Genomic DNA, 15,976 nt, shown 5'->3' on the forward strand with positions numbered 1-15,976 from the left:
AGATTAACCATTCTAGGCTCTTTTTGCTGGTTCTCCTAGACAGTATTTCAACAGGTATCTAGTCCTGCAAAGTTAATTTCCTAGTCGAGACTGGGAGAGTGGAGACTTTTCGGTTATCGGTGAACAGTGAACAGTAATCAGGGAATGTTACTGTTACTTAATACTGCTTACTGATTACGGAAAAGACTAACGGCTTAGATGTATAATTAATTTTGCCTAGGTAAGTGGTTCTAATTAAGTAGAAGATAGATTTTGCCTCTGATCCCCCCCACCCCTAGTAGGGTTGATTCATGAATCAACCCTACCCCTTAATAAGGGGGGTGCCGACAATTTTTAACACCTACCTGCTTAGGTACTTAATAAAGTTGTGATTAGGAGAAAAAACGATGATTGCTTTATCTAACTATAATAATCTCACTCCAGAAGAATATCTTCAGTTTGAAGAAACCAGTCTCATTAAACATGAATATATCGATGGACAAGTTTACGCCATGGCAGGGACGACGGATACTCATAATATTATCGGACTCAATTTCACTTTTATTATTCGTAATCATTTGCGGGGTTCTGGTTGTCGAGTTTATTTTGCCGATGTGAAAGTCAGATTAGAGAAACGTAATCACTTTTATTATCCTGATATTATTGTCACCTGCGATAACAGAGATAGAGAAACCGCTACCTACAAAAGTTTTCCTAAATTGATTGTTGAAGTTCTCTCCGATTCTACAGAAGCTTTTGACAGGGGGGATAAATTTAATGATTATCAAACTCTAGAAAGTTTAGAGGAATATGTCTTAGTGAATAGTAAACACCAACGAGTGGAAACTTTTCGACGGGGTGAACAGGGTTTATGGATTCTGCAAACCTATCAGCAAGAAAGTTTTAGTTTACAGAGTATTAATCTGACGGCATCTTTTCGGGATTTATACGGGGATGTCACCCTAGAAACGGTTAATTATTCCGTGGAAGAAATAGAATAAATCATTGTTTTTTACCGGGGGGAATAAAACGGATTTCAATTCTGCGTCTGCTTGCATCTGCGTCACGATTAACCGCAGCTAAGTTACCCGATGGTAGGTATAACTGTCCTGCGGAAAAAGCTCGAAATTTGACGTTTTTGAGTTTACCTGTGTTTTCGATTTCTTGGACTACTGCTAAAGCTCGCATTAATCCTAAATCAGTGTTAGAACCGGGTACTAGCATTTTAACAGATTGTTTTCTGCTGGCAACCGATTCGATATTTTTATCGAGATTACTTGTCTTCTGTATTCCTTGTCCGTCGGTGTGTCCAATTACTTGAATAAAGTCGATTTCTCTGTCTTTGGTAATGGTTTCGATAGCGGGAATAATGCGCTGACGAATATGGGTTTTTAAAGCAGGGTTTAATTCAGCACTTCCCGACTGAAATTTAAATTTTCCTGATTTTTCATCGATAACTATGGGGGTTGCTGTTTGCAGTTTTCGGTTAGCTTCCTCCAGTTTGCTGATGAGATTATAGGACTGAAAAAGTGCCAAGAGGAGAAATAAACTCAGAATCATGAAAGCATTGGACATTAAATCGGTAAATGCGGGATAAACATCCACCGATTTATCTTCATCTCGGTAGTAGGTACGTCTAGACATAGTTACTTATATGTTGGTGAAGTTATTCAAATAGGGTGTTAATGTCATCCAGAACATCTTTTTGAGGAGGATTAGGGATTGTCTCACAAAGTTTTTCTATCTTATCCTTTAAGTTAGAAAATTCAGACTGAACATCTTTTTGAGTAGGATTAGGGATTGTCTCAAAAAGGTTTTTAAGTTCTTCCAACTTCTTATTTAACTTATAAATGTCATCCTGAACATCTTTTTGAGGAGGATTAGGGATTGTCTCAAAAAGTTCTTTAAGTTCTTCCATCTTATTATTTAAGTTAGAAAAGTCAGAACGCATATCGTTAATTTTCTCCAGTTCTGCTAAACATTTTTGAATTTCTCCATAAATATGTTCAATCATTTTCTGATTCGATTTATTTTCCTTAGCGATAACTTTCTCTAACTTATCTCGCAAAGATTCTAAGTTAGCAGTTAATTGACTGGTGTTGGTGTTCACCGCATCAATTACTTGAGAAAAATCTGATTTAAGGCTGCCAAATTGATTGGCTGTTTTCTCAATAGATTGGGAAACTGCTTTTAATTGTTCTGAGTTCTTAGTTAATTTATCATCAACTACCATCCCTAAGTTATTGCTTAAAAGGTTTAACTCAGACTGTAAGCTTTCCTTGACTTGAGTAAGTTGCTCTGTCACTGTATCAATTAACTGAGACAAGTTAGCATTAGTCACATCGAGATTATTACTAGAGCGCTCAATCCCATGGGAAGCTGTGAGGATTTTATCGGAGGTTTGGGAGAGTCTTTCATCGAGACTATTGATAAGTTGGTTTCCTAATTGTTTCGACTCGGAGTTAAAACTGTCTTGATAGGTTTTCACAGTTTCGATTAATTTTACTAATTCTCCCTGAATGTTAGATAACTTTTCTTGTTCGGTGACTGAGCGTTGCTGATTTTGTTCTAGGATTTTCTCAGAGACTTGAGTAAGTTGCTCTGTCACTGTATCAATTAACTGAGACAAGTTAGCATTAGTCACATCGAGATTATTACTAGAGCGCTCAATCCCATGGGAAGCTGTGAGGATTTTATCGGAGGTTTGGGAGAGTCTTTCATCGAGACTATTGATAAGTTGGTTTCCTAATTGTTTCGACTCGGAGTTAAAACTGTCTTGATAGGTTTTCACAGTTTCGATTAATTTTACTAATTCTCCCTGAATGTTAGATAACTTTTCTTGTTCGGTGACTGAGCGTTGCTGATTTTGTTCTAGGATTTTCTCAGAGACTTGAGTAAGTTGCTCTGTCACTGTATCAATTAACTGAGACAAGTTAGCATTAGTCACATCGAGATTATTACTAGAGCGCTCAATCCCATGGGAAGCTGTGAGGATTTTATCGGAGGTTTGGGAGAGTCTTTCATCGAGACTATTGATAAGTTGGTTTCCTAATTGTTTCGACTCGGAGTTAAAACTGTCTTGATAGGTTTTCACGGTTTCGATTAATTTTACTAATTCTCCCTGAATGTTGGATAACTTTTCTTGTTCGGTGACTGAGCGTTGCTGATTTTGTTCTAGGATTTTCTCAGAGACTTGAGTAAGTTGCTCTGTCACTGTATCAATTAACTGAGACAAGTTAGCATTAGTCACATCGAGGTTATTACTAGAGCGCTCAATCCCGTGGGAAGCAGTGAGAATTTTATCGGAGGTTTGGGAGAGTCTTTGCTCAAGACGATTGATAAGTTGGTTTCCTAATTGTTTCGACTCGGAGTTAAAACTGTCTTGATAGGTTTTCACAGTTTCGATTAATTTTACTAATTCTCCCTGAATGTTAGATAACTTTTCTTGTTCGGTGACTAAGCGTTGCTGATTTTGTTCTAGGATTGTCTCAGATTTTTGATTCAAGTCAGTAATTTTTATTCCTAACTCAACCATAGTTGTCATGGAACGCTGGAAGTCTTGAGTTAAAGAAGCTAGAGATTGAGTTGATTGGTTTAACTCAGACTGTAAGCTTTCCTTGACTTGAGTAACTTGCTCTGTCACTGTATCAATTAACTGAGACAGGTTAGCATTAGTCACATCTGGATTATTACTAGAGCGCTCAATCCCATGGGAAGCTGTGAGAATTTTATCGGAGGTTTGGGAGAGTCTTTCATCGAGACTATTGATAAGTTGATTGCCTAATTGTTTCGACTCGGAGTTAAAACTGTCTTGATAGGTTTTCACAGTTTCGATTAATTTTACTAATTCTCCCTGAATGTTAGATAACTTTTCTTGTTCGGTGACTGAGCGTTGCTGATTCTGTTCTAGGATTTTCTCAGAGACTTGAGTAAGTTGCTCTGTCACTGTATCAATTAACTGAGACAAGTTAGCATTAGTCACATCGAGGTTATTACTAGAGCGCTCAATCCCATGGGAAGCTGTGAGGATTTTATCGGAGGTTTGGGAGAGTCTTTCATCGAGACTATTGATAAGTTGGTTTCCTAATTGTTTCGACTCGGAGTTAAAACTGTCTTGATAGGTTTTCACAGTTTCGATTAATTTTACTAATTCTCCCTGAATGTTAGATAACTTTTCTTGTTCGGTGACTGAGCGTTGCTGATTTTGTTCTAGGATTTTCTCAGATTTTTGATTCAAGTCAGTAATTTTTATTCCTAACTCAACCATAGTTGTCATTGAACGCTGGAAGTCTTGAGTTAAAGAAGCTAGAGATTGAGTTGATTGGTTTAACTCAGACTGTAAGCTTTCCTTGACTTGAGTAACTTGCTCTGTCACTGTATCAATTAACTGAGACAGGTTAGCATTAGTCACATCGAGATTATTGCTAGAGCGCTCAATCCCATGGGAAGCTGTGAGGATTTTATCGGAGGTTTGGGAGAGTCTTTCATCGAGACTATTGATAAGTTGGTTTCCTAATTGTTTCGACTCGGAGTTAAAACTGTCTTGATAGGTTTTCACAGTTTCGATTAATTTTACTAATTCTCCCTGAATGTTAGATAACTTTTCTTGTTCGGTGACTGAGCGTTGCTGATTTTGTTCTAGGATTTTCTCAGATTTTTGATTCAAGTCAGTAATTTTTATTCCTAACTCAACCATAGTTGTCATTGAACGCTGGAAGTCTTGAGTTAAAGAAGCTAGAGATTGAGTTGATTGGTTTAACTCAGACTGTAAGCTTTCCTTGACTTGAGTAAGTTGCTCTGTCACTGTATCAATTAACTGAGACAGGTTAGCATTAGTCACATCGAGATTATTGCTAGAGCGCTCAATCCCATGGGAAGCTGTGAGGATTTTATCGGAGGTTTGGGAGAGTCTTTCATCGAGACTATTGATAAGTTGGTTTCCTAATTGTTTCGACTCGGAGTTAAAACTGTATTGATAGGTTTTCACGGTTTCGATTAATTTTACTAATTCTCCCTGAATGTTGGATAACTTTTCTTGTTCGGTGACTGAGCGTTGCTGATTTTGTTCTAGGATTTTCTCAGATTTTTGATTCAAGTCAGTAATTTTTATTCCTAACTCAACCATAGTTGTCATTGAACGCTGGAAGTCTTGAGTTAAAGAAGCTAGAGATTGAGTTGATTGGTTTAACTCAGACTGTAAGCTTTCCTTGACTTGAGTAAGTTGCTCTGTCACTGTATCAATATTATTACTTAAGCGGTTGACTTTTTTGGTTGACTCTTGGAGATGTTTATAGAGAGCAATTAAGACGGTGGGAAAAATAACCAAGACTAGAATTAAAAGAATCAGATAGGGAGGAAAAAGGTTAAGTAATGCCATGATAGTTATTGGATACCTCGAATTGTGGTTGATAGAGAGAGTTGGGGGTGAATGTTTCCTCAGATAGCTGGGGAAACATCATTAAGATTAATAAATTTTATCATTCATCAGTAGTGCTAACCTCTCCGGGTAAACTGGGTTGACTACTGTTATTGTTTGTTCCCAGTAAAGTTTGTTGCTTTTTCAACGATTAAACCCATGATTGCTTTATATAGCTATAATAATCTCACTCCAGAAGAATATCTTCAGTTTGAAGAAACCAGTCTCATTAAACATGAATATATCGATGGACAAGTTTACGCCATGGCAGGGACGACGGATACTCATAATATTGTTTTGGGGAATATATACACAATTATTTGTAATCATTTGCGGGGGTCCGATTGTCGGGTTTATTTTGCCGATGTGAAAGTCAGATTAGAGAAACGCAATCACTTTTATTATCCTGATATTATTGTCACCTGCGATGACAGAGATAGAGAAACCGCTACCTACAAAAGTTTTCCTAAATTGATTGTTGAAGTTCTCTCCGATTCTACAGAAGCTTTTGACAGGGGGGATAAATTTAATAATTATCAAACTCTAGAAAGTTTAGAGGAATATGTCTTAGTGAATAGTAAACACCAACGAGTGGAAACTTTTCGACGGGGTGAACAGGGTTTATGGATTCTGCCGATTTATCTTCATCTCGGTAGTAGGTACGTCTAGACATAGTTACTTAGAATGGTTTTTTGATACTATCAGATACTTGATTGATTTCTTTTTCCATCTCAGATAAAAAAGAATTTTTCTGTTGATTGCTAAGGTTAATAATTTGGTTTAAGATGGCTTGTATATCTCTGAGATAACTGACTGTTTGCTGACTTTTCTCAGCAATAATTTCTCCTTGATAATTATTACGGCCAACTTCTTGAGAAATTAATCGACTTAACCGGTCACCTAAAGCAGTTAATTGGTCTGAGTTATTGTTAATATTGTGAGTAGTTTCTAATAAGTTGTTTTGGATTGACTGAAGAGAAATAAGTAGTTGTTCAGTCCTTTCATTGAGAACAATGTTTAAATTTTGACTTTCTTTACGAATTGATAGAGAAGACTGTCCTAAATTTTTAATTTCCGCTTCTACGCTTACCAAGCTTTTGAAAGTATTATGAACATTATCTGTTGCTTGACTCATCAATTTAGTTAAACTATCTATATGTTCCACTGTTAGACATAACTTAGCATGAGTAGAATATAACTTTTCAGAAGTTGCGACTAAATTATCAGTAACTTGACTATTAACTAATTTATCAACTGTCGATTTAAAGTTACTAATGCAGTTATCCAAACTCTGACCATATTTAACAAAGTTTTCGTGGTGAATTGCTTTATATAATTTGTTGACATTTTCTTCAAAACTATTGGTAGAACTCTTAAAAGTCGTCGCACCGGTAGATAAAGTTCCTGCGGTTTCAGTTAATCTTTCACAAACCTGAGTGACTAATTTAGCAGTTTCCTGATTACCATCATCAATTTTTTTAGCAACTTTCTCTAAAGAAGATTCTAATACTCTCGTCACCTCATTATGAAAGTTAGTCAGAAATGCTTGCTGTGTATCCACCATGCGATTAACCGCTTTATCCAAGCGACTATTCCCTTCTACAGTCGGCTGCAAGATATTATCTAAATAGTCTTCTAGGGAACTAATTAGATTTACTTTAGCAAGGTTGGTATTAAAGATTAAGTTAATCACAGTCAGCAAAGAACTACAAGCTAAACCAATTAAGCTAGTGATAAAAGCAATCCCCATGCTTTCTAGGGGAGTTTTGAGCTTTTCTCCTAAACTTTGCAAATCGACATTATTAATATCGATAAGTGTGCTGATTCCCGTCAGATTGAGAGTAATTCCGAAGAAAGTTCCCAACAAACCAAAAGCGAGGAGGAGATTGGGTAACACTCTTACAAAATAATCCCATTTTTCGCAACTGAGAGATTTAGACATGAAAGTAAATTGTTCTTCATGGTATAAACCATCTACCAAAGCTGCGGTATTAACATCATCTAGTTGACTACTGGCTATCTTAAATCTATTCTCTAGATTAGAGATAATTTTAGGTTGAACCCCGCGACTTTCTCCCCGAATTAAGCGCTTGACTTTTGCAGTTGAATCTTGGAGATGTTTATAGAGAGTCATCCGGATTCTCACAGCTAAGACGGTGGGAAAAATAACCAAGACTAGAGTTAAAACAATCAGATAGGGGGGAAAAAGGTTAAGTAATGCCATGATAGTTATTGGATACCTCGAATTGTGGTTGATAGAGAGAGTTGGGGGGGTGAATGTTTCCTGAGATAGCTGGGGAAACATTATTAAGATTGCTCAATTTTATCATTCATCAGTAGTGCTAACCTCTGCGGGTAAACTGGGTTGACTACTGTTATTATTTGTTCCCAGTAAACTTTGTTGCTTTTGCTGTTGTTTTTCGAGTTTTTTCTGTTCACCAGTACGTTTTTCTAGTTCCATTTTCAGTTGATTAACAAAACGGGTGATAATTCCTTCTTTTGCCTCCTGTTGAGTATTTCCATCTTGTCCAGCTACCTTATCTTTGTAGCGATAATTGGGGTGATAGGAGGGTAAATTTTTGACATTGTTGACAAAATAGCTGACGTTCTGGAAATAATCACCCTCGTTAGTAAATAATAGGGTAGGATTAGCCAAAATCTCATTTTTTGCCTGATTAAGCAGTATCTGCAAAGCATTAATCATGTCATTACGAGAAGCAAATTGTTCTAAGGCAAGTCGCCAATTACCGCTAATGTCAATGATGGACTTATTGTTAAATAAATCGCCTTCGATGACTAATTGATAAGTATCATCTTCCTCATCGTATTCTAGTAAACCGAGAGCAATTGCGGGATAGAAAATAAACTCTAATTCCTCAATTAATTTGGCAGGTGGTGGAATAATATCAGCAAAATCTATCCTGTAATCATTGTGTAAAATGCTGATTCTTTTTTGGTCTTGATAGATTTGTTGCAACCCAGATAAATCAGTAATGATTCTTAGGGGAAACCCACCAAACTCGTAGGTAATTAGGATTTCTTCGTCGGTTTGAATTGATTTAAAAGAAGTTCCCTTAATATTTAAATCAGATTCAAGAGTCTTCATAAATCTTTGCATGGTGGGTGAATTATCATCCTTAGTCCCAATTAGTAATGCTTTATCTGTATGCAAGCGATAGTAAGCATCATTAACATTTATCGGTAACATTAAATCAGCTTCTCGCAGAATTTGCGCCAAGCGTTCAGGAAAATCATGGGGTTTATATTGACCCATAAATCGCTTAATTACTGCATCAATTTTATTAGTGCTTACTGATTGAAACTGTTTCTCGATTGTAGCTGTTAGAGTCTCTTTGAGAGTCTCATTATCAATAACAAAAGATTGGCTAAATAAACTGAATAGGGAAGCATTATAGCCTAAATTATTGGTGACTTTTTGGCTAACGGAAATGTATTGAGTTCGGGAGTTACTGTCCGGGATACAGTTATCAATATTCTCCTCTGGAAAAATACCTTCCCCAGTCATCTCGTCGAGATTTAACTGCATTAACTCCTGTTCGTATTTATCGTATTCTGTGATTAGCTGATATAGGGATTCTTTCAGTTGTTGTATCTGCAGCATTCGACTGGAAATATGCTTGAGAATCGCTTCAACAATCTTTCTAGATTCGCGATTGATACTGAAATTAAAGTTCTGCTGAATTAATTTTTGTCCGCTTTGAACGTAGTCTCTTAACTCAGCTTTGATTCTCTCACTATTGGCATTTTTATTGAACATCTTGAAGACAGACTTTTTCCCGTTTATATCTTCGAGAGTTTGTTTAACATTTCGCCAAATGTTATCAATTTTTTCCGAGGAATGAAACCCTTTATTATCCTGAGATAATTCCTCTAGATTCCCCTTGTAGGTATTAATCTGTACTTGTAAAGCGACCAAAAAAGATAGGCTATTTTCCAAAGAAAATTCTAAGCTATCAGGATTAAGAAGAATCTCCAAAAATTGGTCAATATCTGACTTAAATTTTTCGATTAATTTAGGTTGAGTTTGTTGGGTCAGAGTTAACCAGATTCCACGACTGCTATCCGTTTCTCCCCCCTGTACTTTGCGAAACTCTTTTTCTAGGGATTGCTTGACGGTTTGGGGTAAATTCTCCAAATCTTGACTATTGGATATTTCTTCCTCTAGGGAATTTTTCCAAGAGGTTAAAGTCTTGGAAAAAGTTTTATTATTCTCTAGGGTTGCTTCTTCCAATCTGGCAGTAAAATAATCCTTATTACTTTGGGTACTCCAATTAGCTAGGAACTTACTTAATAACTCTTGTCCACTGGGACTTTGACCATATCCCTCTAACCAAAATTTAATTAATTTGAGACTAAAACGATTGAGACCAATCTGCACAATTCGGTCGCGAGTAAAATAAATCCTCGCTAGTCCAAAGGACATATAACCTTGACACATCTGAAAAGGATGATTATCTTTACGAATCATCGGGTCTTTATAGTTATCCCGATTGCTTTTGATGGGGAGAGATAACTCATCGGCAAAATCCAAGAAAATCTTGTAAGCAATGACATTACATAATTTACCTTTGTTATTAATCCGGTAATCTCCCGCAGTGCGATTAGAAACTAAGTAGGCAAAATCAAAAGGAGAACGTTTTTCATCGATGTGGACGAAATTTTGTTTATCATAACAGGCTTGAAAGGAATTACTTTCATTGGTATAATGATCTAACTCTTTCAAAGCTGCATAGGTATTAGCTCTCATAATTGCCCCATCACCATAAAGTTTAGGACTAATTACCAAATAACCAAAGGATGTATATTCGGCCGTTTGTTGTAAAATATGACGCAAAGTGTAGGCCACATCGAGGAAAATACCGCTACCAGTTCCCCCACACAAAGAACCGACAACAAAGACATTTAAACCCTCTTGGACATTAAAACTTTGACCGTTAACTTTACCGCTAAACATAAAGGATTCATGACCAGAAGTTCGTCTTTCCGCTGCTTCAATTGCCTCCTGAATTTTTTGATAGTTATGGAAGAAAGCTAAACGACCGACGGGACGAATACCTCCCGCACCATTTTCAATGGCAGTTATTTGTTTTTTTAGTCTTGGGTCTAACCAGCTTTCAATATGGGAAAAGGGACTTTCAAAAAGGGTTTTGTGTTCAAGTTCATAGGTGAGATTGTTAACATCCTGAGCATTCATATTAATGAATACTCTTTCAGCAGCTGATAGAAGAATTTCTTCTCCGTGATAGCTATTTCCTGTGGGTAAACCCGAACCATTGAAAGCGTTTTTGTCTGTGTCAATATGAACAAAACTGACAACGGGTAGGTTAGATAACTTCCCATACTTATCAATAATAAAGCGACGAATTCTCATTAACACATCTCGACCAGTACCACCTAATCCGATGATAATTGTCCGTTTGATAGCGCGGGTTTGACTGGTGTTAGCCATGGTTTAAATCTCCTGAGTTATTTTTTGCTAATCTGAATTTGTAGGTCGAAATCTTGATGGTTATGGTGATAGGTTAAAGTCAGGTAATTTTTATCTATCTTCACCTCCTGAGTTAGTTGATTACCTCGATAAAAAATCTCTGCTTGTTTACTGGGTTTCAGATATAACTGATTGCCGCGTCTTTCTAAATAGCAGCGAATTTCTTCCCCAGCACGAGAAAAGGTATTCTTCTTATGTTCTTCACCACCGATGTTAATTTTTCCAGATGTTTTTAAAATATATTTTTGGGTTTCATCTTCATCATCATTAGAGGAGACTTCAATAGTCCAAGCAGTATTTAACAGCAACCAGTGACGAATTCCCAAAATACTCGCTACTATTCCCCCAATTCCCATTAATGTAATTACCAATGCTGGCAACCATAACTGACTCAAGAGATAAGGATTAATCAAACAGGTTTCTTGTCCTCCCGGTGCGGGAGTACAAAACTCTTGTGCTGTGGGAGCAATATCGACAACTGATAGTTGATATTTATTGCCGTTAGTGGCGGTAATTTCTTGGGTTCTTAGATTAATTGGTAGGGAATTAAGCCAGTTTTGTCTCTCCAAACTTTCGGGAGAATCAGCAAGACGAAAAGGGCTATTTTTTGGGGTTTCTATCCACTGTTGGGAAGTAATCCCCGCGCCAGTAGAAAGGGGTGCATCGGTAATCCAAACTACCGACTGGGGTTTGATAGCTTGATTGGCAGTTAAACGACACTGATTTAAGCGTGCCAGTCGGGGATAAACGTGCCATTCTGCTTGCTGAATATCGGTATTTTTAGCACTTTGGCTAGATTGCCAGGGAATCGCCTTTAAAACCGCGTCTATATCTTCCTGACTCCGAATTAAAATCGGTTCTGCAATCGGTTGAACATTATCAGCAAAGGGGAATAAATAAACGGAATCGTTATTTTTTAAACTATCGCGAATAATTTGACCGAGGCGCGTGCGTCCTTCATCATTAAAGTTAACACTACCGGTAAGATCGATCGCTAGGATAACATCTCGTCCCTGCCAACGAGCCACCAAATCTAATCCGAGTTTTTGCCAATCAGTAAGCGGTTCCCCGGGGGATACCGTTAAACATTCAGCACTTTTCATCTAACCTCGTCCGAGAGTGAAAAATTGAGCTTATCCCTATTCTTGCCCCATTGTACTAAAAAAGTTAATACTTCTTAAAAGTTTTTTTCGCTTTTATTCTCGATTTGCCCTAGGTTATTCTCAATAGTAACCATAGACTAAAATAAATTTTAAAGTTAAGCTGCCCGCGCATTTAAATTGCTTGTTGAGATAAGGCAAGAGGCAACAGCAAAGGGGGGAGATTCAGAGGTTAAAATGTGTCCTAGCTTATCCTCTAACCACCTAATCCTAATTCTCGTCTGAGCAATTGAATTGATTTATCCCCAATATAATTATCACTACAGATAATTTCTGGCAGACGAATTAAATCCGATCGCACTTCATTAATCATATTTTTAATTAAAGTATAACTCGCTTGATCACTGATAATTGTCTGGGAAGTTCGAGCTAAAACTTTTAACTTATCCGTTTCATGAATTTGGGCAGACATAACTAATAAATCATCGCCCCGTAAACTATGAATTAAAACTTCGGCCACCTTAATAATACCGGTGCTAATACTGACAATCCCCAAGCGGCTATCGGTGGGTAATTTTTTGATTAATGCCAATTCCTTGCTGTAATCGTAGATATCGATGGGAATGACTCGTAATTGAAAAGGAGCGGCAATTTCCTCCGCTACACTGATAAAATAGCGACTGGTGACAACAGTGGCAGATTTAGTATTGGCTAAAACTTGGGCTAAATCCTCCATTGCCACTAATTGGACGGGAATTTTGAGGGATTGCTCTAATTCTCTCAACATTAGTTCTCCTGCACCCAAATCGTGACGGGGAATGGTGACAAGAACTTGAGAACTACACTGCGATCGCCAATCGATTTCCGCCAGTAATAACTCGCGAATTTGCTCTAGAGTTAAACCTTGAGCGAGAAAACTAGCCAAACTCTGGCTAATTAGTCGGCCTATTTCTGGATTTTGTTCCAATAGGGGCGAACCCAATAAATTATCGTTTTCATGTCCGCGAGCCTTGACATAAATCCCCGAACCTGCTATGGATTCCACTAACCCATCGTCTTCCAGTTGTTGATAAATTTTACTTATCGTATTACGGTGTAATCCCGTGATCATAGCTAGTTGACGGGTACTAGGTAAACGATGGCCCGGTGGATACTGACGAGAGGCGATAGCGAAGCGAATTTGGTCAAATAATTGCTTAGAGGCGGGGATTTCACTGTCTGGCTGGATTTGGAACTGCATCGGATCACTTCGCTCACAAACTACTTTCGCTGATACCCATTCTATCATTAGACCCCCTGCAACAATCGGATATCTTCCCCGATCTGAGGGGTTTCCGAGGCAGTATTCAGGAGCCAGAAGCAGCAAAAACCAAGATATTATTTATTTAAACTAGAAAAGCCACTTTTTTACTTAAAAATAGTTAAAACAATCATTTTAATCCGTCCCCGAAATCCCACTTGTGCGGTAGATAGTCAATAGCTGATTAAGGGGATTGATCCTCGTGGAGAAGTTTTAAGCGATCGCTCAAGGTTTTGGTTAAGCGGACAGTTTCCCGTTTTAGCGAATTTTGTTGATAATCAAGCACATTAATCCCTTGACCGATATTTACTATCGCTTCGCTTCCCCATCCGGGGTAAGGCTGATTATAACTAATGCTTACAGGCAAAATCTTGATATCTGCATCGGGTTTGATGGTCTTAACTTCCAACGCGATCCGCGCTACCCCCGGTTTCAGGGGATGAACTACTCGATCGCGACAGATACCCCCTTCCGGAAAAATCGCCACCATTTCCCCCGCGGCCAAAAGTTCGACGCTATGGACTAGACTACCCATACCGGGGTGATCGGTGTTGACGGGAAAACCCCCCAAGCGTCGGATAAACCAACCTTGCACCCCTTTGATCTCGTTAGCGGAAACCATAAAGCGCAAATCGCGTCCACTAACTAAGCGTCCCACCGCGTAGGGTAAAATCAGCGCATCCCAACGGGACCGATGGGTAGGTGCAAGGATGGCCCCCCCCGTTAGGGGAATATTTTCCTGGCCTGTCACCGTTATTTTGCTGAAAAAAGCTGGTAAAACCAGATAATTTCCCAGAAAATAACAAAAGCGAATTAAACAGGGATTAATTCGGGAATTGACAGCAGGACTTTTTCTAATGGTGAGGGACTCGTCAACGATAGTGCTTTGAGACATCCGAGTGTTAGGAAAGATCGAGACTTTCTGACCACTTCTACTTTAGAGTAGTTGTCTGGGGGTCGCCATCTTGTCCTGACCAGTTCGGCAATTGTCTTGGGGGATTAATGGTTAGGATTGGGGTTGTACTCCCGATCCTACCGGTGCGATCGAGTTTAATTGCAAAGAGGGATGATCTTCTTTGACTTGCTGTAAATTCCACTCATTTTTGAATAATAAGACGGGACGACCCCAGTAATCTTTGACAGTTAGAGTATTAAAGAGTTTACCTGCTTTTTCTAAAGCAGCCCAACCCCCGGCGACCCAACGGGCTAAACTATAGGCTAGGGGTTCGAGGGTAGTTTCGACTCCGTACTCGCTTAAAAGACGGAATTGCACCACTTCAAACTGTAATTGACCGACGGCGGCTAAAATCGGGTCGCGTTTAAATTCATCGATCGAGGATAATATCTGTACGGCCCCTTCTTCCTGTAATTCTGAGACTCCTTTTTGAAACTGTTTGAACTTGGAAGGGTTAGGATTTCTGAGATAGGCGAATAATTCGGGAGAAAAACAGGGAATACCTTCGTATTCGAGCTTTTTACCCATATAAATCGTATCACCGATCGCAAAGACCCCGGGGTTATTCAATCCGATCACATCTCCGGGATAAGCTTCTTCAATAACTGCCCGATCTTGGGCAAAAAGTTTCTGAGGACGGGATAAACGGATAGTTTTACCAGTTCTAGCGTGGTTTACTACCATATCCTTCTCGAATTTCCCCGTACATACCCGCACAAAGGCCACCCGGTCCCGATGTTTGGGATCCATGTTTGCTTGCAGTTTGAAGACAAAACCGGTGAAATCGGGATAGGTGGGATCAAGGACTCCTAGGGAGGAATTGCGTCCTCTGGGTGGCAATCCATAGTCGAGGAAGGATTCTAGGAATAATTTCACCCCAAAATTGGTCATGGCGCTACCAAAAAAGATCGGGGTCATTTCTCCTGCGTGGACTGCTGGCAGATCCAATTCCGCACCCAATTCCGAGAGTAGTTCTATATCCTCTTTTAACTGGTAATACAGGTCTTTTTCGAGATGATCCTCAATTTTGGGGTCGCCAAGCTCGATCACGGTTTCCTGCGCCTCCTGAGAGCCGTGGGAGCGACGTTCAAACAGGTGTATGGTCTGGGTGGCTCGATCAAAAACTCCCCGAAAGCGATCGCCAATTCCGATCGGCCAATTGACGGGATAGGTCTGTAATCCTAATTCTCGCTCGATTTCGTCCAATAAATCCAGCGGTTCGCGGCCGGGGCGATCCATTTTGTTAACAAAGGTAAAGATGGGTAACTGCCGCAGTTTGCACACTTCAAAGAGTTTTCTCGTTTGGGGTTCCAAACCTTTGGCCGCGTCGATTAACATCACTGCATTATCGGCAGCGGCCAGGGTACGATAGGTATCTTCGCTAAAATCTTGGTGGCCGGGAGTATCGAGGAGATTAATCTGAAAATCACGATAATCGAACTGTAAAACCGTGGAAGTAATCGAAATTCCCCGTTGTTTTTCCATTTCCATCCAGTCGGAGGTGGCCTTGCGTTGGTCGCGTCTTGCTTTGACTGCACCCGCTTGATGGATTGCACCCCCGTATAGTAACAGTTTTTCGGTCAGGGTGGTCTTTCCCGCGTCAGGGTGGGAGATAATGGCAAAATTTCGCCGTTTTTCCAAGACAGCTTCGCTGGTTTCTAGTTCTTTTTCAATTTCGGTCGTCATTCTAATTTCGATCGCTTTCCTATCTTTCTAT

Annotated in this window: 10 protein-coding genes; 2 read left to right on the forward strand and 8 right to left on the reverse strand. The window is 39.0% G+C overall.

The genetic code is table 11. From position 1 onward, the window contains the following. Positions 1-386: 386 nt before the first annotated feature. The gene (locus myaer_RS20480) at positions 387-980 is read left to right on the forward strand and encodes a Uma2 family endonuclease (protein ID WP_046663454.1); all 594 of its coding nucleotides are present in this window, start codon (positions 387-389) and stop codon (positions 978-980) included. Position 981: 1 nt separating this feature from the next. Here the strand turns inward: myaer_RS20480 and myaer_RS20485 are convergent, their stop codons facing one another. Both myaer_RS20485 and myaer_RS22205 read right to left on the reverse strand, forming a co-directional pair. Then, complete coding sequence (locus myaer_RS20485; RefSeq protein ID WP_046663455.1) at positions 982-1,623, reverse strand: OmpA family protein; 642 nt, start codon at positions 1,621-1,623, stop codon at positions 982-984. Positions 1,624-1,645: 22 nt separating this feature from the next. Next, positions 1,646-5,356 (reverse strand): hypothetical protein, encoded by a 3,711-nt coding sequence (locus myaer_RS22205; RefSeq protein WP_235614780.1) that lies wholly within the window; start codon positions 5,354-5,356, stop codon positions 1,646-1,648. Positions 5,357-5,554: 198 nt separating this feature from the next. Here myaer_RS22205 and myaer_RS20505 point away from each other — a divergent pair, with 198 nt between their 5' ends. Then, positions 5,555-6,064 (forward strand): Uma2 family endonuclease, encoded by a 510-nt coding sequence (locus myaer_RS20505; RefSeq protein WP_046663457.1) that lies wholly within the window; start codon positions 5,555-5,557, stop codon positions 6,062-6,064. A gap of 10 nt (positions 6,065-6,074) precedes the next feature. Here the strand turns inward: myaer_RS20505 and myaer_RS20510 are convergent, their stop codons facing one another. From myaer_RS20510 to prfC, 6 genes are all read right to left on the reverse strand, one after another. Beyond that, complete coding sequence (locus myaer_RS20510; protein ID WP_052734209.1) at positions 6,075-7,619, reverse strand: hypothetical protein; 1,545 nt, start codon at positions 7,617-7,619, stop codon at positions 6,075-6,077. A 102-nt stretch (positions 7,620-7,721) separates the two neighbouring features. Then, positions 7,722-10,865, reverse strand: a complete 3,144-nt coding sequence (locus myaer_RS20515) for a tubulin-like doman-containing protein (RefSeq protein WP_046663458.1) — start codon at positions 10,863-10,865, stop codon at positions 7,722-7,724. A 17-nt stretch (positions 10,866-10,882) separates the two neighbouring features. Next, a complete protein-coding gene (locus tag myaer_RS20520) occupies positions 10,883-12,007 on the reverse strand; it encodes a vWA domain-containing protein (RefSeq protein WP_046663460.1) in 1,125 nt (374 codons plus the stop codon). Positions 12,008-12,260: 253 nt separating this feature from the next. Further along, positions 12,261-13,292 carry a GntR family transcriptional regulator gene (locus myaer_RS20525; protein WP_046663461.1) on the reverse strand — a complete coding sequence of 344 codons (1,032 nt, stop codon included), beginning with the start codon at positions 13,290-13,292 and terminating at the stop codon, positions 12,261-12,263. Between the two features lie 196 nt (positions 13,293-13,488). Beyond that, the gene (locus myaer_RS20530) at positions 13,489-14,199 is read right to left on the reverse strand and encodes a lysophospholipid acyltransferase family protein (protein ID WP_046663462.1); all 711 of its coding nucleotides are present in this window, start codon (positions 14,197-14,199) and stop codon (positions 13,489-13,491) included. A 111-nt stretch (positions 14,200-14,310) separates the two neighbouring features. Further along, positions 14,311-15,945 (reverse strand): peptide chain release factor 3, encoded by a 1,635-nt coding sequence (gene prfC / locus myaer_RS20535; protein WP_046663464.1) that lies wholly within the window; start codon positions 15,943-15,945, stop codon positions 14,311-14,313. Positions 15,946-15,976: the final 31 nt, after the last annotated feature.

The sequence above is a fragment of the Microcystis aeruginosa NIES-2549 genome (assembly GCF_000981785.2).
Taxonomy (GTDB): domain Bacteria; phylum Cyanobacteriota; class Cyanobacteriia; order Cyanobacteriales; family Microcystaceae; genus Microcystis; species Microcystis aeruginosa_C.

Coding starts and splice junctions, on each gene's coding strand:
- myaer_RS20480 (WP_046663454.1), top strand. CDS start 387: ATGATTGCTTTATCTAACTATAATAATCTCACTCCAGAAGAATATCTT.
- myaer_RS20485 (WP_046663455.1), bottom strand. CDS start 1,623: ATGTCTAGACGTACCTACTACCGAGATGAAGATAAATCGGTGGATGTT.
- myaer_RS22205 (WP_235614780.1), bottom strand. CDS start 5,356: ATGGCATTACTTAACCTTTTTCCTCCCTATCTGATTCTTTTAATTCTA.
- myaer_RS20505 (WP_046663457.1), top strand. CDS start 5,555: ATGATTGCTTTATATAGCTATAATAATCTCACTCCAGAAGAATATCTT.
- myaer_RS20510 (WP_052734209.1), bottom strand. CDS start 7,619: ATGGCATTACTTAACCTTTTTCCCCCCTATCTGATTGTTTTAACTCTA.
- myaer_RS20515 (WP_046663458.1), bottom strand. CDS start 10,865: ATGGCTAACACCAGTCAAACCCGCGCTATCAAACGGACAATTATCATC.
- myaer_RS20520 (WP_046663460.1), bottom strand. CDS start 12,007: ATGAAAAGTGCTGAATGTTTAACGGTATCCCCCGGGGAACCGCTTACT.
- myaer_RS20525 (WP_046663461.1), bottom strand. CDS start 13,292: ATGATAGAATGGGTATCAGCGAAAGTAGTTTGTGAGCGAAGTGATCCG.
- myaer_RS20530 (WP_046663462.1), bottom strand. CDS start 14,199: ATGTCTCAAAGCACTATCGTTGACGAGTCCCTCACCATTAGAAAAAGT.
- prfC (WP_046663464.1), bottom strand. CDS start 15,945: ATGACGACCGAAATTGAAAAAGAACTAGAAACCAGCGAAGCTGTCTTG.